This window comes from Agrobacterium sp. YIC 4121, from assembly GCF_002008205.1.
Taxonomy (GTDB): domain Bacteria; phylum Pseudomonadota; class Alphaproteobacteria; order Rhizobiales; family Rhizobiaceae; genus Agrobacterium; species Agrobacterium leguminum.
Genome location: NZ_MRDI01000006.1, coordinates 290,710 through 313,469 on the forward strand (window position 1 = coordinate 290,710; position 22,760 = coordinate 313,469).

Below are 22,760 nucleotides of genomic sequence, written 5' to 3' on the forward strand. Positions count from 1 at the left end.
ACTCGGACGGATAACGGATGCCTTCACTAAAGGATCTGAAAAACCGCATTGCCTCCGTAAAGGCGACGCAGAAGATTACCAAGGCGATGAAAATGGTCGCCGCGGCGAAGCTTCGGCGCGCCCAGGAAGCTGCGGAGGCCGCCCGGCCTTATTCTCAGCGCATGAGCGCCGTTCTCGCCAACATCGCCAAGGCGGTCGAGGCGGACGTTGCTCCGGCGCTGATGACCGGCACCGGCAAGGACGACGTGCACCTGCTCGTCGTCTGCACGGCTGAACGTGGCCTTTGCGGCGGTTTCAACTCGCAGATTTCCCGTTTTGCCCGCGATCACGCCCGCAAGCTGATTTCGGAAGGCAAGACGGTCAAGATCATCACGGTTGGCAAGAAGGGTTACGACAGCCTTCGCCGCGAATTTGCAGCCAACATCATCGAGCGCATCGAACTGCGCGACGTGAAGAAGGTCGGTTTTGAAAACGCCGACCAGATCGCCAAGAAGGTGATCTCGCTCTTCAACGCCGGTGAGTTCGATGTCTGCACGCTGATCTACTCGGAATTCAAGTCCGTCATCAGCCAGATCCCGACCGGTCTGCAGCTCATTCCGGCCGCAACGCCTGTTGTGGAAGAGGATGCCGCAACGCAGAACGCCGTCTACGAATATGAGCCGGATGCGGCTTCTATTCTGGAAGACCTTATTCCGCGCAACATTTCGGTTCAGGTTTTCCGGGCTCTGCTCGAAAACGTTGCTGGTGAAATGGGCGCCAAGATGAGCGCGATGGACAATGCAACGCGCAATGCCGGTGAGATGATCAACAAGCTGACGCTGTCCTACAACCGTCAGCGTCAGGCTCAGATCACCAAGGAACTCATTGAAATCATTTCGGGCGCGGAAGCGCTCTGAGGTAAGGAAAGAGGGTAAGGATAATGGCTAAGGCAGCTACCCCCAAGAAAACCGCAGCGGTGAACGGCGCGGGCAAGGTTACCCAGGTTATCGGCGCTGTTGTCGACGTGGCGTTCGAAGGCGAACTGCCTCCGATCCTGAACGCGCTCGAAACCGAGAACAATGGCAGCCGCCTCGTTCTGGAAGTCGCGCAGCATCTCGGCGAAAACGTCGTTCGCACCATCGCCATGGACTCGACCGAAGGTCTGGTTCGCGGTCAGGGCGTCGTCAACACGGGTGCACCGATCTCCGTTCCGGTTGGTCCGGAAACGCTCGGCCGTATCATGAACGTCATCGGCGAGCCGGTTGACGAAGCCGGTCCGATCGTTACCGCTTCCAAGCGAGCGATCCACCAGGACGCTCCTGCTTACGTCGAACAGTCGACCGAAGCGCAGATCCTCGTCACCGGCATCAAGGTCGTCGACCTTCTGGCTCCTTACGCCAAGGGCGGCAAGATCGGCCTGTTCGGCGGCGCCGGCGTTGGCAAGACGGTTCTCATCATGGAACTGATCAACAACGTCGCCAAGGCGCACGGCGGTTACTCGGTATTCGCCGGTGTTGGTGAGCGTACCCGTGAAGGTAACGACCTCTATCACGAAATGATCGAGTCGAACGTCAACAAGCTCGGCGGCGGCGAAGGCTCCAAGGCAGCACTCGTTTACGGCCAGATGAACGAACCGCCGGGCGCCCGCGCCCGTGTCGCTCTGACCGGTCTGACGATCGCTGAAAACTTCCGTGACGAAGGTCAGGACGTTCTGTTCTTCGTGGACAACATTTTCCGCTTCACGCAGGCTGGTTCGGAAGTGTCGGCTCTGCTCGGTCGTATTCCTTCGGCCGTGGGCTACCAGCCGACGCTCGCAACCGACATGGGCCAGATGCAGGAACGCATCACCACCACGACCAAGGGTTCGATCACCTCGGTTCAGGCCATTTACGTTCCCGCCGACGACTTGACCGACCCGGCACCTGCCACCTCGTTCGCCCACCTTGACGCAACGACGGTTCTGTCGCGTTCGATCGCTGAAAAGGGTATCTACCCGGCTGTTGACCCGCTCGACTCCACCTCGCGTATGCTTGACCCGATGATCGTCGGCGAAGAGCACTATGAAGTGGCTCGTAAGGTTCAGTCGACCCTGCAGCGCTACAAGGCTCTCCAGGACATCATCGCCATCCTCGGCATGGACGAACTGTCGGAAGAAGACAAGCTGACGGTTGCCCGCGCCCGCAAGATCGAGCGTTTCCTGTCGCAGCCGTTCTTCGTTGCTGAAGTCTTCACCGGTTCGCCAGGCAAGCTGGTCGCTCTCGAAGACACGATCAAGGGCTTCAAGGGCCTGGTCAACGGCGAGTATGACAACCTGCCGGAAGCTGCTTTCTACATGGTCGGCTCGATGGAAGAAGCCATCGAAAAGGCAAAGAAGCTGGCTGCCGAGGCTGCCTGATCATGAATTGGCGGGCGCGTGGCTTTAGCCGCGCGCCCTGCCGACAATGGTGGCGAACCGGAACGGCTTTCGCCCGCGTTGTAAAAGACAAGTCCGTGACGCCCGCGTAATTGAAAAGAAGTGAATAGCCATGGCTGACAGTTTCAAATTCGATCTCGTTTCCCCGGAGCGTCTGCTCGTTTCCGAAACGGTTACGGAAGTCGTCATCCCGGCTACGCTGGGTGAAATGACCGTTCTGGCCAATCATGCGCCGACGATGACCACGATCAAGCCGGGCCTAGTAACGGTGAAGTTCGCTTCCGGCGAGACGCATAAATATGTCGTCTTCGGTGGTTTTGCCGATATTCTGCCGACCGGCTGCACGCTTCTCGCCGAATCCGCCGTTTCGGCCGATGACATGTCCCCCGACACGCTGCAGAAGCGTATCGATGCGGCCAAGGCCGAAATCGAAGAGGGCAATCATCACCACGAACACCTGACCAAGCTTGAAAAGCATCTTTATGAACTGACGAACCTGCATGAGGTTCTCGTCGCTGCTTGAAAGCACCGGGCGGGTTCGAAAGAATGACTGCCCACAAAAAACCTAAAGCAGAAAGCGGCCGTTTCGGTCGCTTTTTTGTTTGGGCGGTTGTCTCCCCATATCAGGCGAAGCATGGCTGCTTTCGCACAGAAGCCCGTCACTTGGCCCGGTCTGAGCTTCCGAACGGCGTCGGCGGGATCGCATCAGTCATGCACGTGCGGAAAATGGGTGAGGCAAAGAGTCCCTTCAACGGGCGCACCCGTGAAACCGATTCCGATTTTCAGGGCTTTCGGTTAGATGTGATAACCGGGAAGAAATGCTGTTTTGAGATCGTGTGAGAGACGAAGCGGATTTTCGTCATGGAGGAGTGATCGGCGTGTCGGCAAAGGCAAGTTACCGGAGGGTCGCAAGAACCGCTTTGCGCGAAGGGGTCATAGTGGAGGGCGAGAGGGCGGTGCCGGAGGAGGTGCCGGTTGCCTTTTCCTATGGCGGCAGCACCCATGCCGTGATGATGGCCAGCCCCGCTGATCTTGTCGATTTCGCGGTCGGTTTCAGTCTTACGGAAGGCATCATATCCACAAGGGCGGAAATCCGTTCCATCGAGGTAATCGAGGCCGGGCAGGGCTTCGATGTTCAGGTGGATTTGCAGGATGCCAATGCGGATGCGCTGAGGGCAAGACGGCGGCATATGGCAGGCCCCGTCGGCTGCGGTCTTTGTGGCATTGAATCCATAGAACAGGCGGTCCGCGTGGTACCGGAGTTGAGCGGCGTGGAAGTCTCCGTTGACGGAGATGACATCGTTGCTGCGGTGAAAGCGCTGAATGAAGCGCAAAGCCTCAATCGCGAAACGAGGGCAGTTCACGGCGCGGGTTTCTACAATCCTCAAAAAGGGCTGCTTGCTGTCCGCGAAGATGTCGGCCGACACAATGCGCTCGACAAGCTCGCAGGTGCGGTTGTCAATGCGGACCTATCGCCCGATACGGGCATTGTGGTGGTCACCAGCCGCCTGTCGGTGGAAATGGTCCAGAAGACCGCCATTCTTGGTAGCCCCATTCTGGCGGCGATCTCCGCGCCCACGGCGCTTGCCATCGAAACGGCCGAGAGTTCGGGTGTCACACTTGTGGCGCTGGTGCGGGGTGAGGATTTTGAAATCTTCACCCGGGTGGATCGTATCCTTCTATAACATTAAGGCCGCCGGTTCCCGGCGGCCCTTGGCTTCAGAGCGGGCCTAGAATTCCGCCCATTCGGCTGCTGCGTTTCCGTGAGATCTTGGCGCCGCGGCATATCGCGGTTGCGGCGTCGGGAGCCGGGTGACGACGGCCGGTTTTTTGTCGGCCGGGCGGGCGGGCGATGCCTCGTGGGATATTCTGAACTGCCGCAGCAATTCGTGCAGATTTTCCGCTTCCGTGGCGAGGCCGTGGCTGGCGGCGGTGGTTTCCTCCACCATGGCGGCGTTTTTCTGGGTGGCCTGATCCATGACGTTGACGGCCTGATTGATTTCGCTGAGACCATTCGCCTGCTCGCGCGAGGCTTCAACGATCGCCGAGACATTGGTGTCGATCTCACTCATCTGCGACTGGATATCCCGGAGCGCGCCGCCGGTTCTGCCCACCAGATCCACACCGTTGGCGACCTGCTCCCGGGAGGTGTTGATGAGGGATTTGATTTCCTTGGCCGCAACGGCGGATCGTTGTGCAAGTTCGCGGACCTCCTGCGCCACAACGGCGAAACCCTTGCCCGCTTCGCCGGCCCGGGCGGCTTCGACACCCGCATTGAGGGCCAGAAGATTGGTCTGGAAGGCGATGTCGTCAATGACGCCGATGATATTGGTGATTTCACCCGAGGACCGCGAAATCGCATCCATGGCGGAAATTGCCTGCTGGACGATATCGCCGGAATGTTCGGCATGTTCTCTCGTTCGCAGCACCAGCTTTCCGGCCTCGCCGGCGCGCCGGCTGGCATCGGTAACGGTGGTGGTGATTTCCTCCAGCGCGGCTGCTGTCTCTTCCAGCGAGGCGGCCTGCTGTTCGGTACGCTGCGAAAGCTGATCGGCAGCGATGCGGATTTCGCCGGAGCCCGAAGCGATTGTCGAGGCATTGTGGGCGATAGTCTGCATGGTGGCCTGCAGCTTGGCGACGACTTCGTTGAAGTCCGCGCGCAGCTTTTCCATGCTGGGCACGAAGCTGTTGTCGAGGCGCTGCACAAGATCACCTTCGGCAAGCGCCCGCAGGGCATCGGCAAGCACACTGATGGCGCTCATGCGCGGCGTGACATCCGTGGCGAATTTCACCACTTTGACAACCTTGCCCGCCTCGTCCAGCACCGGATTATAGGCGGCCTGGATCCATATTTCCTTGCCGTTCTTTCCATAGCGGACAAATTCATCCGAGATGAATTCCCCTGCCGCCAGTCGCGGCCAGAAATTGCCATAGGCAGGCGAGGCGGCATAGGCCGGATCGCAGAACATGCGGTGATGCCTGCCCTCGATTTCCTTGAGGTCGTAATTCACCGTGGCGCAGAAATTCGGGTTGGCGGTGATGATGGTGCCATCCGGGAAAAACTCGATGGTGGCCTGCGAACGGGAGAGCGCCTCCAGCTTGCCCGCATCATCCACTGCCCTGATTTTCTTGGCGGTGATGTCGGTGGCGATCTTCACGACCTTATAGGGTTTGCCGGAACGGAAAACCGGGTTGTAAGAGGCCTCGATCCAGATAACCGAGCCGTCCTTGCGGATACGGCGATATTCCCTGGCCTGGAACTCGCCACGGGCGAGCGACTCCCAGAATTCCTGATAGGCCCGCGACCCGGCAAGCTCGCTGTCGCAGAAGATGCGATGGTGCTTGCCGACGATCTCGGTGAGATCATAACCCAGCGCCGTGCAGAAATTTTTATTCGCGGTGAGGATATTACCCTTGAGATCGAATTCTATGACCGCCTGCGATCTCGATATGGCATCGAGTATATTTCTGTTATCTGCGCTTTTCCCTAACCCCAGCATTATACGTCCCCCAAAAACGGCCCACGGCGCGGTGAGCCGCACAGGATATGCGGTCCACGTCGTATCATGTTGAACAAGAACAGGTTTGCCGCCGAAGGCAGCAATGCAGGCACTTCCGTCTCTCCACCTCGGTCAGGTATTGGGCCAGCGTGAAATTCCTGCCGGCGTGATACTGCTCCACGGCTTTTAATATTAGATATCTATAATATTAAAATGTTCTTATTTAGTAAGGCGACGTAAAGAGTAAAAACAAAACCGCCGGGCAGGAAGCGCCGGCGGTCTGGATTGATCGATAGTCTTCGTGTGGCGTGGCCAGCCGAAAAGGCCTGATTAGGCCGCGAGATCTTCCGCTTCGGTTCCCTTGAACATTTTCGCAAGGTTCAGGAAGCAGATCATGCCGTGTTCGTTGGCGATGATGCCTTCCGAATAGGACTTGTCGAAGGAAGCCGAGATTTCCGGAACCGGCTGCACCTGGTTTGCCGGGATCGTCAGAATGTCGGAAACGCGGTCGACGAGCATGCCGATGACCATGTTGTGCACTTCCGCCACCACGATGGCGCTTCTCTCATTGGCGACGGTGCTCTTCATGCCGAGCTTGTGAGCCAGATCGATGATCGGAATAACAGAGCCGCGCAGGTTCATGACGCCGATGACGTCTTTCGGTGCGTGGGGAATGGGCGTAGAAGGCGCCCAGCCGCGAATTTCGCGGATGGTCGTCGTCTTCACGCAGAATTCCTGATCATGCAGGCGGAACGCGATGATTTCGAGCGTCTCACCGCCAAAATTGGTAGAGTTAATCATTGCCATCAGAATTCTTCCCAATGCTCGCTGTGGAGGCCGGCGCAAGTGCACCGACACTTGCATATGCGGATTTGGCGTTCTGCCTGGTGCCTGAACAGCCGGAAACAATATTTCCGTCTTCAATGGATGATTTGTATCATCAGATGGTTTCGCAAACCTAAATGCGAAGTGGCCCTAGAGTATTTTACGCATTGTCCGGATGTAAAAACCGCCACGCACTTTTACCGGAAATGCTAATATTCCTTCTCGTAAAATATGCCGGCTGCGCCTTCGCCATCGCCACCCGCTTCCCCGCGTAGCTTCACACCCCGTCCCACATCGAGGTTGATGATGGCTTTTGCGCCGGATTCGCCGCTTTGCTGTAGCTCGAGATAGGTTCTTTCGTTCAGATATTTACCGGCGGAAACACGGGCCTGCCCTTCGGAATCGGTCGAAATATCGAGATCGTCGACGCCGAGATTGCTTCTGAGCTTGTCGAACAGCGAAGTGGAACGCCCGCCGGCCAACTGGGCGGCGGCATCGGCCAGCCTTGCGATTTGCAGAGCCGAGAGTTTCGACATGGACTGGCCGAAGATCAGCTGCGCCATCACCTCATCCTGTGGCAGGGCGGGTGCCGAGGAGAAGGCAAAGGTCGGATCGTTGGCGTTGCCGGAAACGGCCACCGTGATGGTCGTCGAGCCGACCGTCGAGTCGGCCTTCATATCGAGGACCGGAACGAGGCCGCCACCGAAACTGATATTGCCGGTGGTGAAATCGAGGCGGCGAGTGAGGATTTCGAGCCGGCCACGGCGCATTTCGAAGCCGCCGGAAATGACCGGAACGGCTGCCGTGCCACGGATCGTCAGATTGCCCGTGAGTTCCGCATCGATGCCGCGTCCGCGCACGAAGATGCCGCTCGGTGCGTTCACCTGCAGATCGAGATTGATGGTGGACGAACTGCCGCTGCCGCCCTGATCAGCCCCGAGCGCCTTGGCCTGCGCGCGCACCTTCGGTGGCGCGTTCTTGTGCTTGACATCGATTTCCGTCAGCGAGGCCGGAAGCTTTTCCGGAATGGTGATGGCGCTTCTGTCCAGCGTCAGGTTACCGCCCAGCACGGGAGAATTCAGCAGCGGGCCCTTCAACGTCAGCGTGCCGCTTACCACCGTCGTCACCAGCGTGCCGTCATTATAACCGGCGCGATTGAGCGTGATCGATATATCGGCGGGGAAACCAGAACCACCGGCTATGCCGACGCTGCCGGTTCCCGAGATCGTTCCGCCGCCCGCCAGCTTGCCCGTCAGTCGCGAAATGACGGCGCGGTCGCGGTCGAAGGTGATGGTGGCGCCCAGGTCGTTGATGGTCAGGTTCCGGCGCACATCGGTCAGGCGCGTACCATCGGTGGTGATGCTGCCGGTAACGACAGGTGCGGAAGCGCTGCCGGAAATCTTCACATCGATGGCGGCGGTGCCGTCCACATCGAGGCCCTGCGATGCGGTTTGCGCCGCGACGGCAGAGAAGGGCAGTCTGCCGGAAAACGCCATGGAAAGCGGACGATTGCCGGCGATGCCGAGCGAGCCGCCGCCGGACAGCGACATGCCGCCCTGGCCGGATACATTGGTGTCGATCTGCAAGGTGCCGCCCGCAAAGCGGCCGTTCGCCTTGATGCCGAGCGCGGCGAGGCCTGCCGCGCGTGTCTGCGCGACCTCGGCATTGGTCCAGTTCAGATTGTAATTGACCGCGGGGTTCGATGCCGCACCCTTGGCGCTCACCGTGCCGGAGATGCTGCCTGCCGCATCCAGTCCGGTGGCGAAGGCATTTGCGAGACTGGCGGGCAGCGAACGGATATCGGCATTGATGTCGAGCGTCGATCCGGCGCTGCCGTTGACCTCAACGCGCCCTTCACCTGTGATGATGGTCAGATCTGAGATACGGGCCGTGCCGTTCTGGATGGCGATGGTGCTCGGTTTTTCAAGGCGAACCGCAATGCCCTTGGGGGCGGCGGAAAAGGCGTCGACGCGCACTGTCATCGGCAATCCGCCGGTCTCAGCGCTGCCTTTTACCACCAGCGGCGCATTGTCGTAACGGCCATTGACGTCGAACTGCGTCGTCGTGCCTGAATGGCCGATGGTGGCATTCAGGCCCGATATCGCGGCGGCGCCGGCATTGACGCTATCGGCGCTGACCTTGCCATTGATGGCGAGAGCCTGAAGATCGTCGATGGAAATATCGGCGGCGAGTTTCGAGATCGTTGTTGTACCCTGGCGGATGCTGTTGCCATTGGCCTTGATTGTCGCGGCAATTCGGCCATTGGTGTTGCTCAGGGCGATGTCGCCGGCAATATCGCCATCCGCCTGCTGCGCGGCGAGGGCCGCGAGCAGGGCAAGGTCGGGGAAATTGAAGGAGAGATTGCCCGATGGCAGGAATTGCTGCGAGAATTGCAGCTGCCCGTTCAGGATGTTCCGGCCTACGGCCACATGCAGCTCGGGGATGGCCGTGCCGTTTTCGGTCTGCACCACATCGGCATTGGCGTCGATCTTCTGTCGGTCGAGACTGCCGCTGGCGGTGAGCTTTGCCTGAGGCGCGGCGGGATCGGCCTTGCCCGTTGCATTGACCTTCAGCGATTCAAGTGTTCGCCCGGCAAGGATTGCGCTTTCGGAACTCAGGGTGACGTTGAAATCCGGTGCTGCCAGTGCGCCGCTGGCCTCGATTGCAAAATCGGCGACGCCCTTCGCCTGTGGCGTCAGTTTTTCAAGAGCGGGAAATTTTCCCGTCAGGCTGGCGCTCAATGCATCGTTTTCGAGGCCGACATTGCCGGTTGCTTCGATGGTTCCCGACTTGACGACGAGGTTTTCAAGGCTGGTGCGTCCGCCGATGGTCACGTTGATATCGCCTTGGAGGGCGATGGTGGTGTCGAACTTTTCCGCAAGGGCCGGTGGAAGGGTAGCGGGCAGCGCGAAGAGCTGCACGCTGGAGGTCAGGCGATTGCCGGCGAGATCGAAACTGCCGTTCAAAGTCCCACCGACACTGGCGCTTTCCAGCGTTGCGCCGTCGAAGCCGATAGCTGACGAAGTGAGGCTGAGCGGCGCCTTGATGTTGAGGGGCGCCCGCACCAGCCGGTCGATATCGGGGCTGACGAAGGAGGATTGCGCCACGGACAGGACCGTCGCGATCGTGCCGCTGCGATTGGCGATGTTGAGATCGGCGCTTTCGGCCGTCAGCTTGACGTCATCGAGCCTGCCTTGCGGCAGGGAAAGGCTGCGCAAGGATACCGTCGTGTTGAGATGCGCGGCGTCTGCACCGCCCTTGAGGGAAAGATCAAGGCCGTTGATGAGGGCCTGAACTTCGCCATTCTCCAGCGGCCAGCGAAAATCCACGGGGCCGGCGGTGCCGATGAGATTGGCGGCGAGATCGTTCTGACCGTTCGGATCGACCGTGCCTGACGCCGTCAACAGCAGGGTGCCGGTCTCCAGCGTGCTGCTGCCGATTTCGATGCGGCCCTGCGGCGAAAGGGTTGCATTTGCGTCGAGCTTTGTCTCGCCAGCAAAAAGCTGACGGAAGGCTGGGGGCAGAAGCAGATCGGGCTTACCACCGCCTGCAATTTCGATACGGCGGGTGCCATCATCTGCAAGAAGGTGGCGGCCGGTGACGTTGACGACAGGGTTGCCGGCGACATTGCCGCGCAGCGTGCCCGTCCAGTTGGAAAGCGGGCCTTCGCCGTTGAGGTCTATCGCCACCGCAGGCGTTCCCGGAAGCGAAAGCAGCGTGGCGAGAAGACCGCCTTCGGGCTCCTTCATCTCCGCTTTCAGCTTCAGGACATTCTCATTCGGAAGGAAGGCGATGTCGGCATTAACCTCAGCATCCGGCGCATTGAGCCGATGGGCGGTGAGCGACAGCCGCATATCGTCCTGGGCAGCCGTCAGGTTGCCTTCCGCGTTGAGGTCGAACGGACGGCCGAGAAGCGATTGGCCGAGGCTGATATCTGGAAAGCTGAACTTGTCGACGGCGATTTCGATCGGCAGCGAGGAATTGCCGGAGCTCTTGGTCGATGTCTGCTCCGGGGCAAGCGGTTTGCGCTCGACATCGATCGATCCGGCCGAGACCCGGTCGGCATGGAAGGTGCCGGCAAGCAGCGAGAGCGGCGACCAGTCGACGGCGATCTGGCTCACGCGGGCATAAGGTCCCTGCCGGTCTGAAAGGGTGACATTGTCGAGCCGCAGGCGGCCGGTCAAAAGGCCGCTCGGGGGCGAAATCTCGATTACCTGATCGGGCGTGGAAACGAGCAATGAAATCTGCTTTGCGGCAATTCTTGCGCCCATCGGGGTAAAGCCGACGAACAGAACCGCAAGCAACACCAGCACCACGCCGCACAAGGCAGCGTAGCCCAGCCATTTCAGCAATCGAATCAACGTTTTCATAAAGGGTAATCTACACTCTGTTGCAAGGGTGTTCGACTGCGGCGTTTAAAAAGACTGACCGATGCCAGCATAAATGCCGAAACTGTTGCCACCATCGTATTTGTCGAGCGGCATGGCGACATCGAGACGCAGAGGCCCGAAGGGCGTCGCGTAACGCAGACCGATACCGGCGCCAGCCCGGATATCGGAAAAATCGGGTGCCACGTCTTCCGAAACCACACCCGCATCGATGAAGGGGACGATGCCGATCGTGTCGGTGACCTTGATGCGGGCCTCGATGGAGCCGACGACATAGGAGCGGCCGCCCGTCGCATCGCCGGCGGCATTATACGGCGATATTTCCTGATAGCTGTAGCCGCGTACCGATCCGCCGCCGCCGGCATAAAAGCGCCTGGTGGTGGGTATGTCCTGCAGATCGCTGCCGCCGACCAGCACACCGCCGGAAAGCTTTCCGGCCATGATCAACCGGTCCTCGGCGCCAAGTCCCTTGTAGCCCGAAATGGAGCCTTCGAAAGAGGAGAAGAAGGTGCCGTTCAGTGCTTCATAGCTTGGCTTGGCGGCCACAGAGGCGCGAAAGCCTTCTGTCGGGTTCAGTTTGTCGTCGCGTGTATCACGAACGAACTCCAGCGGGATGGAGGTGGTGAGATATTCGTTCTTGCCGAATGCGTCTTCCGTATCGGCCCATTGCACCTCGAGGCCGGCTGCGGCCGTATCGGTATCGTTCAGCTCGTAGGCGAAACCGGCCGTGCCAGTCACGGTCTTGGCGTCGTATGTATCCGGGTGTTCGGTCTTGGCAATCAGGCTGGTCTTGAAAGTGGTGCGCGGATTGAACATGCCGGGCTTGGTGAAAGTGATACCCGCCGAATAATCCATGCCTTCGACGCTCGATGCCTCTGCGATGCGCGAAACCGAACCTTCGATACGCAGCGATTCCGCCTGTCCGAACAGGTTCCTGTGGCCCCAATAACCCTGAAGGCCGATGCCTTCCGTGGTGGAATATTGCGCGCCGACGCCGAAATAGCGGTGCTTGCCTTCCGAAACCTCGATGGTAAGCGGAATGGTACCGTCGCGCGCCAGCGTTCCCGCTTCCTTGATGGTCAGGCTGGAAAAGACGCCGAGCTGTCGCAGCCTGTCGGCGGCCTTGCGCAGTTTTTCCGGCGAATAGGGCTCGCCGCCATTGAGGCGCGAATAACGGCGGATGAAATCGCCATCGACGGTTTTTTCACCCGTGACGGTCACCGTGCCGAGGGGCGCCACGGGACCGCCTTCGGCCGCCATGGTAATGTCCACCGTGTTTGTCGCGTGGTTGGCGACGGCCTCGCGTTTCGTCAGCTTCGCAAGCGGACGGCCTTCGGCCTTCAGATCATCGATCAACTTGTTGCCGGCGCGGATGATGGCGAGAGAACCCGCGTCGCCGCCGGTCGTCAGGCCATATTCCTCAAGGTTGCGGCCGGTGACATCGCCTTCAAGCCTGACATTGCCGAGTTTGAAGACCGGGCCGGGCGTAACCGTAATGACCACGGGTACCGGAGCGGAATGATCGAACACCGGATTGGGCGGCAGGCTATCCACATCCTTGCCGGCAACGGTGACCTTGACGATGCCGCCATAACGGGCGTTTTCATAAAGCGCCGCGATCAGCCTGTCCCGGTCGTCTCTTGCCTTTATCAGAAGGCCAAGATCGCCGGAGGCCGGCTTGTCCTTGTCGGCAAGAAGCAGCGAACTGTTTTCCAGGCTGTCTTTCAGGGAACTATCGGCGTCCGTGGCATCGAGCGTGACGGCGTATTTGACGGGGTTGATAACCTCGACCTCGGGTTCTTCCGAACCCCAGAGGCGCATGCCGAACAGTTTGAAGGCAAAGGCATCACGGGTAAACGCCGGATACAGGGCGAACGTCACAGCAACCGCAAGCGCGGTGCCAGCTTTCCGATACGCAATACCTGTCTTCGGGTTAGTTCGTGTTCTTCGCATAAGCTGCTTTATGGTTGAGCCTTTATTGTCGCCCTAACCCGTTTCCTGTCCGTTAACATTGCAATTTAATCATAAATAAACGGCTTTGAGGACCCTTGCGCTTGTGTTTTGCCGCCCAAAACGCAAAAAGCCCCGGTTGACCGGGGCTTCTGTGCAACGGTATTTAGCGAAGCGATTAGCGGCAACGCGCCGTGTAACGCTGACCGTACTGGTCGCGATAATAGCAATAGCCCGGTTCGGAAGCATTGCCGATGAGGGCACCGCCCACGCCGCCGATTGCCGCACCCACTGCCGCGCCACGAACGTTGCCCGTGATAGCGCCGCCAAGGACAGCACCGGAAACGGCGCCGATTGAAGCTCCCTTTTCGGTCTGCGTGCAGCTTGCGAGCGACAGGCCGACCAGCGCAAATATGATTGCCTTTTTCATGAAACTCTCTCCAACGTTACAATGAGCTCTTGTGGCTCGGTAGGCGTCCCATATTTATCTGCGGCGACTGCTACCTCCGACCGCCACAGATAACTAACAATTCGATGTCGTTTAGGGAAGCCTCCACTTTCGGCATTCCTCCGAGCGTAATCGATTGCGTCCCAAACAACGGCGCGGCGCAAAAAAGGTTCCAAAAATCCGGGTTTTTTGATGTGAATCAATTTTGTACTTTTCATCGGGTTCTATAAACGTTTTATTGGAATGGTTCAAAACAACGGCGAATTGACGCAGACGCGGTTAATGTGGCCCGCAAGGGTTGACGGTCCCGGTGTCGAGGCACAAAACGATCTGGTCAATTCTGGAGCATGGCATGGACTTCGAGGCATTTTTCACGACGGAACTGCAAAGCCTGCATTCTGAGGGACGTTATCGCGTTTTTGCGGATATCGAGCGCCAGCAGGGCAATTTCCCACGTGCGACACGATATAACGCCAATGGCGAGCGCAAGGATGTGACCGTCTGGTGCTCCAACGACTATCTCGGCATGGGCCAGAACCCGAAAGTCATCGAAGCCATGAAGGCCGCCATCGATCACTGTGGCGCGGGTGCGGGAGGCACCCGGAATATTTCTGGCACCAACCACTACCACGTCCTGCTCGAGCGCGAACTTGCCGATCTCCACGGCAAGGAATCGGCGCTGATTTTCACCTCGGGTTATGTCTCCAACTGGGCGACCCTCGGCACGCTCGGTCAGAAAATTCCGGGTCTGATCATTTTCTCGGATGCGCTCAACCATGCATCGATGATCGAAGGCATCCGTTATGGCCGCTGCGAGCGGGTGATCTGGAAGCACAACGATCTCGAAGACCTCGAAGCCAAGCTCAAGGCGGCGGATCCGAATGCGCCGAAGCTGATCGCCTTCGAATCCGTCTATTCGATGGATGGCGATATCGCGCCGATCAAGGAAATCTGCGATCTGGCCGACCGTTATGGCGCCATGACCTATCTTGACGAAGTTCATGCCGTGGGCATGTATGGACCGCGCGGCGGCGGCATTGCCGAGCGCGAAGGCCTGATGGATCGCCTGACGATCATCGAGGGAACGCTCGGCAAGGCCTTCGGCGTCATGGGCGGCTATATTACCGGCTCCACGGCGGTCTGCGACTTCATCCGTTCCTTCGCTTCCGGCTTCATCTTCACGACAGCCCTGCCGCCGTCGCTTGCCGCCGGCGCGATTGCGTCGATCCAGCATCTGAAGGCAAGCCCCTTCGAGCGCGCCCGCCATCAGGACCGGGTGCGCAAGCTTCGCGGCCTTCTCGATGCGCGCGGTATTCCGCACATGGACAACCCAAGCCACATCGTGCCTGTCATGGTGGGCGATGCCGCCAAGTGCAAATGGATTTCGGATATCCTGCTCGACAGTCACGGTGTCTATGTGCAGCCGATCAACTATCCGACCGTGCCGCGCAAGACCGAGCGCCTGCGCATTACGCCGACACCGCTGCACAGCGATGCCGATATCGAGCATCTGGTCGGTGCGCTGCACCAGCTCTGGTCGCATTGTGCGCTTGCGCGGGCGGTGGCGTGAGGCCGCAATTTAGATAAGAGAAGACCGGGCCGCGTTTACGCGGCCTTTTCTTTAGTGGCGATCAGTTCGCGGGCGTGACGACGGGCTTCGTCATCCGCTGCGAAGACATCTTCAATCGTGGCGGCGGAGCGACCGTCATGCATGCGGTCCATGACCGTTTCGACGATCTCGGCCATATCGAGAAAACCGATATTGCCTGCAACGAAAGCGTGAAAGGCGGTCTCTTCGGCGGCATTCAGGGCGGCGCCCTGTAGACCGCCGCGCTCCAGCGCGGTGCGAGCCAGACGGATCGCCGGGAAACGGGCCTCATCCGGCGCTTCGAAATCGAGCCGCGCCAGTTTTGCGAAATCCAGCCGCTCGACACTCAGATTGCCGCGTTGCGGATAGGTGAGGGCATAAGAAATAGCGGTGCGCATGTCGGGAGAGCCGAGCTGGGCGATATAAGAGCCGTCGGTGTAACCCACCATCGAATGGATGATCGACTGCGGGTGGACGATCACCTCCACCTGATCGGGCCTGAGATCGAAGAGATATTTCGCCTCGATCATTTCCAGCCCCTTGTTGAACATGGAGGCGCTGCCGATGGAGACCTTCAGTCCCATCGACCAGTTGGGATGGGCGCGGGCGATATCCGCCGTAACATTGGCCATCTCCTCGCGCGACCATGTGCGGAATGGGCCGCCAGATGCGGTCAACACGATGCGTTCCACGGCCTGCTTGTGTTCGCCCGTCAGGCATTGGAAGATTGCGCTGTGCTCGCTGTCGACCGGGATCAGCCTGCCGCCGCCCTGCTTGACCGTGCGCAGAAAAACATCGCCAGCCGAAACCAGGCATTCCTTGTTGGCGAGCGCTATGTCTGCGCCACGCCGTGCGGCTGTAAGAGTAGGTGCAAGGCCGGGGGTTCCGGCAATCGCCGCCATCACCCAGCCGGCATCCGTCGACGCGGCCTCTTCGAGGCCGGATTTACCTGCCGCAACCGCGATGCCGGTGCCGGCAAGGGCCGATTTCAGCGCTTCGTATTTGTCGTCCTCGGCGGTAACCGCAAGCCGCGCGCCGAATTCCCGCGCCTGTTCCGCCAGAAGCGCGATGTTGCCCGCGCCGGTCAAAGCCGTGATCTCGAACGCGTCGCGGCCACCCAGCTGGCGGACGACATCCAGCGTATTGGTGCCGATCGAACCGGTCGAACCCAATATTGTCAGCTTGCGTGGCATTTCACTGGCATTCGTCATTTTCAGTCCGTCGGTCGTTTCCGGTTCGCACCTCTCGGTGCACGTCGTTTTCCCGAAAACGCCATGCACTTTCGAGCAACATTCCTTAGCCTCTACCCGCGAAAACCAGCCATAACAAGGACAAAGCCGGGGCTATTGTTTTTGCGGAAGGCAAAGCCATATGCAAGAAAAACAATGAGAGGATATCGATGCGACGTTTTCTGGTTTCCAGCGGGTGGATTTTTGCGGCAAGTCTTGTGCTGGTCCTTGTCTTCATTCCTTTTGATCCGCGCCTTTCCGAAAGTGCGCAGGCGCTGCCTGGCGGCGTGGTCTCCTTCAATCGGGCGATTACCGATTTCGGAACCTTCCGCTGGATGCTCTATTCCACTGGCCTTCTGGCGATATTGGCCTATGTCGCCGCACGGGTGTTAAAGGCGCAGACCTATAATGGACGGCTGAGGACGGCATGGCGGCTTCTTACCTATTTCTTCCTGACGATCGGAACGGCGAGCATTCTCGTCCACACGTTGAAATTCCTGATAGGACGGGCACGGCCGGAGCTTCTGCTGGAAATGGGCGCCTATAGCCTCACCCCATTTACCGGCGACAATCTCTATGAAAGTTTCCCCTCAGGCCATTCGACCGCCGCCGGGGCGTTTTTCGGCGCTTTCGCCATGTTGATGCCGCGCTTCCGCTGGGCGTTTCTCCTGCTTGCCCTTGTCATCGGTGTTTCGCGTGTCATCGTCGGCGCACATTATCCAAGCGATGTTGCCGCCGGGCTGTTGCTCGGCATGTGGACGGCCATGGCCTTCGCCTTTATCTTTGCCCGGTCCGAAATGCTGTTCCGGTTCGATGCGCAGGGCTGGCCGCAGCCGAAGAATGTAAACCTCCCGGCGGCGGATACACGATAAGGCCTTCAAGCGGGATGTAAGGGGGAAGGTGATGGAAGAAGCGACAATCGCTCCGCGAAATGACGGCGGTGCCGTTCAGCGCATCCGCACGTCCGTCGCCGTGGCCGGTGGCGGGCCGGCGGGCATGATGCTTGGCCTGCTGCTTGCGCGCAGCGGTATCGATGTTGTGGTCGTCGAGAAACACGGGGATTTTCTCCGCGATTTTCGCGGCGACACCATCCACCCTTCAACGCTTGAATTGATGGAGCAACTCGGTTTCATCGATGAGTTTCTGAGCCTGCCGCACACACGTGCACCAAGGCTGAATGCGATTATCGGCGGCGAGCGTATCACGATAGCGGATTTTTCCCGCCTGCCGGTCCGCCACCGCTTCATCGCCTTTATGCCGCAATGGGATTTTCTCAATTTCATCGTCGGCAAGGCGGGACAATACGAAAATTTCCGATTGCTGATGAATGCGCCGGTGACCGGACTGATCGAGCGCAGCGGCCATGTCGGCGGTCTCACGGTCAGCACGCCGGAAGGCATCATCGAGATAGAGGCCGATCTGGTGGTGGGGGCGGATGGGCGCAACTCCACCGTCCGCGAGGCGGCGGGGCTGGAAGTGCAGCGCTTCGGCATTCCGACGGAGGTGCTGTGGATGCGTCTTTCGAAACAGCCCGACGATCCGACGGAAACCATGGGGCATGCCGGCTCGCGGCAGGGTTTCGTCATGATCAACCGGGGCGATTACTGGCAATGCGGTTATGTGGTGCGAAAGGGGTTTTTCGCCGACATAAAGCTACAGGGAATTGAAGCCTTCAGGGACAGGGTTGCGGAAATCTGCCCTTTCCCACGCGAAAGGCTCGATGAGCTCAAGAGTTGGGACGATGTGCATCTCCTGACCGTCCGTATCGACCGGCTGAAGCGCTGGTGGAAACCCGGCCTGATCTGCATCGGTGATGCGGCCCACGCCATGTCCCCCGTTGGCGGTGTCGGCATTAATCTGGCCATTCAGGATGCGGTTGCGGCGGCCAATATATTGGTGCCGGTGCTCGTCTCCGGCCGGGCCGTTGCCGATGATGATCTCGCCGCAATTGAAAAGCGGCGATCCTTCCCGACCAAGGCCACGCAATTTCTGCAGCGGATGATGCGTATCGGCGGCAAAAAGGGACGGGCAGATGCGGAAAAACCGAAGGGACCGCCAGCCTTTGTGCTGGCCATCATGCGGTTTCCGCTTCTTTCCCATTTGACCGGCCGGCTGGTGGGGTTGGGTTTCCGCCGGGAAAAGATCGAGACGATGTGATGCCGCTCAGGCAGTGCCGGCGGCTTCTTTCGCATATTTCAGCCCGATAACGGCGGATCCAATCAACCCCGGCTCGATGCGGCAGATGGCGGGCACGACCAGGGGGCGGTCGAAGCGCCTCAGAATGCGGCTCCTTACCACCTCGTCCAAAGCGGCGAGAAGCGCCTTTGAATTCGAAAGTCCGCCGCCGACCGGCACGATGGTTGCGCCGGTAACGTTGATCACCATTGCCAGAGGCGAGGCGAGAATATCGATAAGGACATCGATGGTTCTTGCGGCCTTCGGATCGCCCGCCTGCCAGGATGCAATAATATCCTCGCTGGTCATTGCCTGCTGGTGAAGATGTGAATGTAGTTTTTCCATGCCACGGGCGCTGCCGATTGCATCGACGCAGCCGGTAAGCCCGCAACCGCATTCGAAACGCGGCAGCGAAACCGGCGGATTTCCGGCCAATGTCGCGGCCACCGGCCCATGTCCCCATTCGCCGGCGAAACCGCCGTCGCTGTTGATGAGCTTGCCGTCGATCACCAGCCCGCCGCCGACACCCGTTCCGAGGATGACGCCGAAGACCACGCGATGACCCCGTCCGGAACCGATTTCCGATTCGGCGATCACGAAGCAATCCGCATCGTTCGATACGATGACGGGAAGGTTCAGCGCCTTTTCCAGCTCGTCCTTCAAGACCCTGCCATGGATGCTCTGAATATTGGCGACAGTGGCTTTGCCGGTGTCGGGATCGATGACGCCGGCAATCGACAGCGACACGCAGGCGGGTGTGCCGCCGCTATTGTCGATGACGGATTTCAGGCCGGCGGCGAAGTCTTCGAAACTGGTCTTGGGCGTCGGGATACGCGGCACGGGCCGAATATCGTCGGGAGCGTAGGCAATAGCGCCCTTGATGGTCGTTCCGCCTATATCGAAGCAAACGATCATGATTCAGGCTCCGGAAGGGGTGGCATCGTGGATTTTTTCTGCACCGATCCATGTCGAATGCATCTGAAGGTCGGGCGTCAGCATGACGAAATCCGCATCGAAGCCGGGCAGGAGCTTACCCTTGCCGGAAGCGCCGATTGCATCGGCGGGATAGGTGGACGCCATTCTCAAGGCTTCTTCCAGCGGTGTGTCCAGCTTTTCATGCATGAAGCGGATGCAGGAGAGCATATCGATATCCGCTCCCGCCAGCGTGCCGTCGGCCAGCGTCAGCCTGCCGCCGTTGCGATAGACGCGCCTGCCGTTCAGTTCGAAACCGTCATCATCCGTGCCGATGGTGGACATGGCGTCGGTGACGAGGAAAATGCGCCCGGGATTATTCTTGGCGCGAAGCGCAATGCCGATCGCTGCAGGATCGACATGGAAGCCGTCAGCGATCAGTCCGCAATCCAGCTTGCCGTTCGAAAGTGCCGCACCCACCAGTCCCGGCTCGCGATGGCCGAGCGGGCTCATAGCGTTGAAGAGATGTGTCACCATGGATGCGCCTGCCTCGGCATAGGCCGTCGCCACGCCAAGGCCCACATCGGTATGGCCGAGGCTGACGACGATGCCGGCTTTGTGCAGCGCTGTGACCTGCGCTTCGGTTACGTTTTCCGGGGCGATGGTTGTCAGCACGAAAGGAAGCTTCGCCTTGCAGTCCGTCAGAACCGCAAGATCGGCCGTTTCCATCTTTCGGATCAGCGCCGGATCATGGGTGCCCTTGCGTGCGACGGAAAGATGCGGCCCTTCGAAGTGCAGGCCGAGAAAGCCGGGCACCCCTGCCTTGTGGGCGGCGATGCCGGCTTCGGCGGCTTTGGTTGTGATATCCGGCCGGTCGGTGATGAGCGTGACCATCAGCGCCGTAGTACCGAATTGCGCATGGGCCGAGCAGATGCGGGCGATGCCTTCCACATCCGGCTCGTTATTGAACATCACGCCGCCGCCGCCATTGACCTGAAGGTCGATGAAGCCTGGCGCAATGAGCAGTCCTTCCGCATCGATGATTTCGGCGTCTGCGGGCACGGACATGCGGTCGATGATGTCGGCAATGTGGCCATCGCCGGTCACGAGCGCTTTGCCATCGTGCCACGCGGCGCCATCGAAAATGCGGGCGCCGACAAATGCCTTGCTGCTGCTCATTGGGTTTCCGTCACCTTCTTCAATGCCACGGGCGCATCCGGGTTGAAGCCGCGGGCGCGCGACAATTGCTCGATGAAGCCGTAAAACGGCGCGATCAGCAACAGGGCGTCGGTCAGCGGGTGATTGGTTTCCACAAACGGCAGGGGCTTGGCCGGGCTGCCTTTTGCGGAGGTGACGAAAACACTTGCGCCCTTACCGGCGAGACCGGCCGCGATATCCGTCACGGAGGTTTCGGCGCGGTCACGCGCGGCAAAAGCGATGACGGGAAATTTCGGTGCGACCAGCGAAACGGGGCCGTGCATCACTTCCGCCGACGAATAGGCCTCCGCGTGGAGTTCGCAGGTCTCCTTGCATTTCAGCGCGGCTTCCGCGGCAATGGCCAGCGCCGGACCGCGGCCCAGCATATAGAGCGATTCCTCACCCTTGACCGCTTCGCCGATCTGGCTCCAGTCGAGCGCGATGGCCCTGGCGAAATTCTGCGGCAGGGCGCTGACGGCTTTGGCGAGCAGGCTGTCTTCCGTCCATTCGGCAAGGATTGCGAGGCCGGCGACGATGGAGTTGACGAAAGATTTGGTTGCGGCCACCGCTTTTTCAGGGCCCGCCTGGATATTGATGGCGTGATTGGCCGCATCGCCGAGCGGGGAGGGCAGGGTGTTGACAAGCGAGAAGGTGAGCGCGCCGCCCTTGCGAGCGCTTTCCGCCAGAGCGACGATGTCAGGGCTTTTACCGGATTGCGAGACGGCGAAGGCCGCCGCCCGGTCCAGCCGCAGTTTCGTCTGGTAGATGGAGGCGAGCGAGGGGCCGAGCGAAGCGACCGGAAGCCCGGTCTGCAATTCGATCGCATATTTCAGGAAATGCGCGGCGTGGTCCGAGGAGCCGCGTGCAATGGTGACGATAACGGCCGGATCACGGGCCTTCAGCCTGTCTCCGGCTTCGTGGAAGTCGGCATTGGCATTGTCCAGCAGGCGGGCGACTGCATCGGGAATCTCATCGATTTCCTGGCGCATCAGGGTTGTCATCGTTTCGTGTCCTTGATCAAGAGATTTGTCACTCAGGCCCCATCGTCAGTTCGGCGACGAGGTCATAGGCGTCGCTGCGGTACAGCGCGCGGGATATTTCCATGAGGCGCCCGCTTTCCAGATAGGCCATTCGCTGAACGGAAAGCGCTGCCGAGCCCGGCGGAACCCCGAGCAGCAATGTTTCCTCATCGGTGAGGTTACGGGCGGAGATGCGCTGAATGGCGCGCACCGGGCGAATGCCGTTTTTCTCAAGCTCCAGATAAAGCGAGTTTTCCACCAGTTGCGGGTCAGGCAGGATATCGCCCGGCAGGCTGGTAACTTCGAGTGCGATTGGCTGGTCATTGGCAAGACGCAGACGCGTGAGCCGCGCCACCATGGCGGATTGGGAAAGGCCGAGCGCCATCATCTCGTCGCCGGTCGGGTGGAACAGGCCTCTGTCCAGCCAGCGGGTGCTCGCCGTCATTCCACGCCGGCGCATGTCCTCGGTAAACGAGGTGAGTTTGGTCAGGGGCTGCTGCATGCGGGTGATGGGCTTGACGACGAAAGTACCCGAACCGTGCCGGCGAACGAGAAGACCGTCGCGGACGAGATCGTCCACCGCCTTGCGCACCGTGACGCGGCTGACGCAGGCGCTTTCGGCGATATCCCGCTCCGGCGGCAAGGCGTCGCCGTGCTTCAGGCGGCCGCCGTTGATGGCGTCTTCAATCGTCTGGCGCAGTTTCAGGTAAAGCGGGCCGCCGCCTGATTGCAGGTCGTCCAGATTAAGCGCTGCCCCGTTCATCCATAACCTCTGTCACGATCCATGTGGTCGGCGAAATGGCCGGCTCTGGCTATATCATATGCGGCGCAATCGGCAATACCAAAATAGAACCATTGCTAGATTTGTACGATTAATCGGTGGTTTTTTCGATATTTTGCCGGATAATAAGGCTGCATGCTTGATATTTTCGCATTAACCAAAAAAATTTTCTCGATAACGGAATTGCTCTGGACGATTGGCATTTTTTTGGTATTGTTTTTTGCGTCGGTGGTCGGCGGCGATCCGTTTCGCATCCGTCGCGCCGGGAAAATCGGTTTTCGACTCGCGGCAGCGTTTGCGAAATCGAATTTAGCTTGACCGTTGTGAAAATTAATTTCATCGTGGCAGGAAATTAT

19 protein-coding genes are annotated in these 22,760 nt (G+C 59.6%); 9 read left to right on the forward strand and 10 right to left on the reverse strand.

The window, feature by feature from the left end; all coding sequences use genetic code 11:
• Positions 1 to 17 precede the first annotated feature (17 nt).
• The 5 genes from BTE54_RS10540 to fdhD all read left to right on the forward strand — a co-directional run bounded on the left by BTE54_RS10540 (position 18) and on the right by fdhD (position 4,077).
• Positions 18 to 896 carry a F0F1 ATP synthase subunit gamma gene (locus BTE54_RS10540; protein ID WP_035263533.1) on the forward strand — a complete coding sequence of 293 codons (879 nt, stop codon included), beginning with the start codon at positions 18 to 20 and terminating at the stop codon, positions 894 to 896.
• Between the two features lie 23 nt (positions 897 to 919).
• On the forward strand, positions 920 to 2,374 hold the full coding sequence (atpD, locus tag BTE54_RS10545) for a F0F1 ATP synthase subunit beta (RefSeq protein WP_078052385.1): 1,455 nt from the start codon (positions 920 to 922) through the stop codon (positions 2,372 to 2,374).
• Between the two features lie 130 nt (positions 2,375 to 2,504).
• A complete protein-coding gene (locus tag BTE54_RS10550) occupies positions 2,505 to 2,915 on the forward strand; it encodes a F0F1 ATP synthase subunit epsilon (protein WP_003492358.1) in 411 nt (136 codons plus the stop codon).
• 23 nt (positions 2,916 to 2,938) lie between these two features.
• Positions 2,939 to 3,232 (forward strand): hypothetical protein, encoded by a 294-nt coding sequence (locus BTE54_RS10555; protein ID WP_078052386.1) that lies wholly within the window; start codon positions 2,939 to 2,941, stop codon positions 3,230 to 3,232.
• 29 nt (positions 3,233 to 3,261) lie between these two features.
• The gene (gene fdhD / locus BTE54_RS10560; RefSeq protein WP_078052387.1) at positions 3,262 to 4,077 is read left to right on the forward strand and encodes a formate dehydrogenase accessory sulfurtransferase FdhD; all 816 of its coding nucleotides are present in this window, start codon (positions 3,262 to 3,264) and stop codon (positions 4,075 to 4,077) included.
• A gap of 45 nt (positions 4,078 to 4,122) precedes the next feature.
• Here the strand turns inward: fdhD and BTE54_RS10565 are convergent, their stop codons facing one another.
• The 5 genes from BTE54_RS10565 to BTE54_RS10585 form a co-directional block, all read right to left on the reverse strand.
• The gene (locus BTE54_RS10565; RefSeq protein WP_078052388.1) at positions 4,123 to 5,892 is read right to left on the reverse strand and encodes a methyl-accepting chemotaxis protein; all 1,770 of its coding nucleotides are present in this window, start codon (positions 5,890 to 5,892) and stop codon (positions 4,123 to 4,125) included.
• 330 nt (positions 5,893 to 6,222) lie between these two features.
• A complete protein-coding gene (locus BTE54_RS10570) occupies positions 6,223 to 6,699 on the reverse strand; it encodes a chemotaxis protein CheW (RefSeq protein WP_003504949.1) in 477 nt (158 codons plus the stop codon).
• A gap of 227 nt (positions 6,700 to 6,926) precedes the next feature.
• Complete coding sequence (locus BTE54_RS10575) at positions 6,927 to 11,087, reverse strand: translocation/assembly module TamB domain-containing protein (protein WP_078052389.1); 4,161 nt, start codon at positions 11,085 to 11,087, stop codon at positions 6,927 to 6,929.
• Between the two features lie 45 nt (positions 11,088 to 11,132).
• On the reverse strand, positions 11,133 to 13,058 hold the full coding sequence (locus tag BTE54_RS10580) for an autotransporter assembly complex family protein (RefSeq protein WP_078052390.1): 1,926 nt from the start codon (positions 13,056 to 13,058) through the stop codon (positions 11,133 to 11,135).
• Positions 13,059 to 13,233: 175 nt separating this feature from the next.
• A complete protein-coding gene (locus BTE54_RS10585) occupies positions 13,234 to 13,485 on the reverse strand; it encodes a YMGG-like glycine zipper-containing protein (protein ID WP_003492347.1) in 252 nt (83 codons plus the stop codon).
• A gap of 370 nt (positions 13,486 to 13,855) precedes the next feature.
• Between BTE54_RS10585 and hemA the strand changes: the two genes are divergently transcribed.
• On the forward strand, positions 13,856 to 15,073 hold the full coding sequence (gene hemA / locus BTE54_RS10590; protein ID WP_078052391.1) for a 5-aminolevulinate synthase: 1,218 nt from the start codon (positions 13,856 to 13,858) through the stop codon (positions 15,071 to 15,073).
• A 35-nt stretch (positions 15,074 to 15,108) separates the two neighbouring features.
• On the opposite strand, the gene dxr is transcribed toward hemA, so the two are convergent.
• Positions 15,109 to 16,302 (reverse strand): 1-deoxy-D-xylulose-5-phosphate reductoisomerase, encoded by a 1,194-nt coding sequence (dxr, locus tag BTE54_RS10595; protein WP_078052392.1) that lies wholly within the window; start codon positions 16,300 to 16,302, stop codon positions 15,109 to 15,111.
• A gap of 188 nt (positions 16,303 to 16,490) precedes the next feature.
• Between dxr and BTE54_RS10600 the strand changes: the two genes are divergently transcribed.
• The gene (locus BTE54_RS10600) at positions 16,491 to 17,192 is read left to right on the forward strand and encodes a phosphatase PAP2 family protein (protein WP_003521263.1); all 702 of its coding nucleotides are present in this window, start codon (positions 16,491 to 16,493) and stop codon (positions 17,190 to 17,192) included.
• Between the two features lie 31 nt (positions 17,193 to 17,223).
• Positions 17,224 to 18,477: an FAD-dependent oxidoreductase gene (locus BTE54_RS10605; RefSeq protein ID WP_078052393.1), complete on the forward strand. Its 1,254-nt coding sequence runs from the start codon at positions 17,224 to 17,226 to the stop codon at positions 18,475 to 18,477.
• A gap of 6 nt (positions 18,478 to 18,483) precedes the next feature.
• Here the strand turns inward: BTE54_RS10605 and BTE54_RS10610 are convergent, their stop codons facing one another.
• From BTE54_RS10610 to BTE54_RS10625, 4 genes are read right to left on the reverse strand one after another with little or no spacing between them, the layout of a single operon-like run.
• On the reverse strand, positions 18,484 to 19,410 hold the full coding sequence (locus tag BTE54_RS10610; protein ID WP_078052394.1) for an ROK family protein: 927 nt from the start codon (positions 19,408 to 19,410) through the stop codon (positions 18,484 to 18,486).
• Positions 19,411 to 19,413: 3 nt separating this feature from the next.
• Complete coding sequence (nagA, locus tag BTE54_RS10615; protein WP_078052395.1) at positions 19,414 to 20,586, reverse strand: N-acetylglucosamine-6-phosphate deacetylase; 1,173 nt, start codon at positions 20,584 to 20,586, stop codon at positions 19,414 to 19,416.
• Complete coding sequence (locus BTE54_RS10620; RefSeq protein ID WP_078052396.1) at positions 20,583 to 21,605, reverse strand: SIS domain-containing protein; 1,023 nt, start codon at positions 21,603 to 21,605, stop codon at positions 20,583 to 20,585. Before BTE54_RS10620 ends, nagA begins: the two co-directional genes overlap by 4 nt.
• 28 nt (positions 21,606 to 21,633) lie before the next feature.
• Entirely contained in the window at positions 21,634 to 22,386 is a 753-nt protein-coding gene (locus tag BTE54_RS10625; RefSeq protein ID WP_003521268.1) for a GntR family transcriptional regulator, read from the reverse strand.
• A 153-nt stretch (positions 22,387 to 22,539) separates the two neighbouring features.
• On the opposite strand from BTE54_RS10625, the gene BTE54_RS10630 reads away from it, so the two are divergent.
• Entirely contained in the window at positions 22,540 to 22,722 is a 183-nt protein-coding gene (locus BTE54_RS10630; protein ID WP_059759935.1) for a hypothetical protein, read from the forward strand.
• Positions 22,723 to 22,760: the final 38 nt, after the last annotated feature.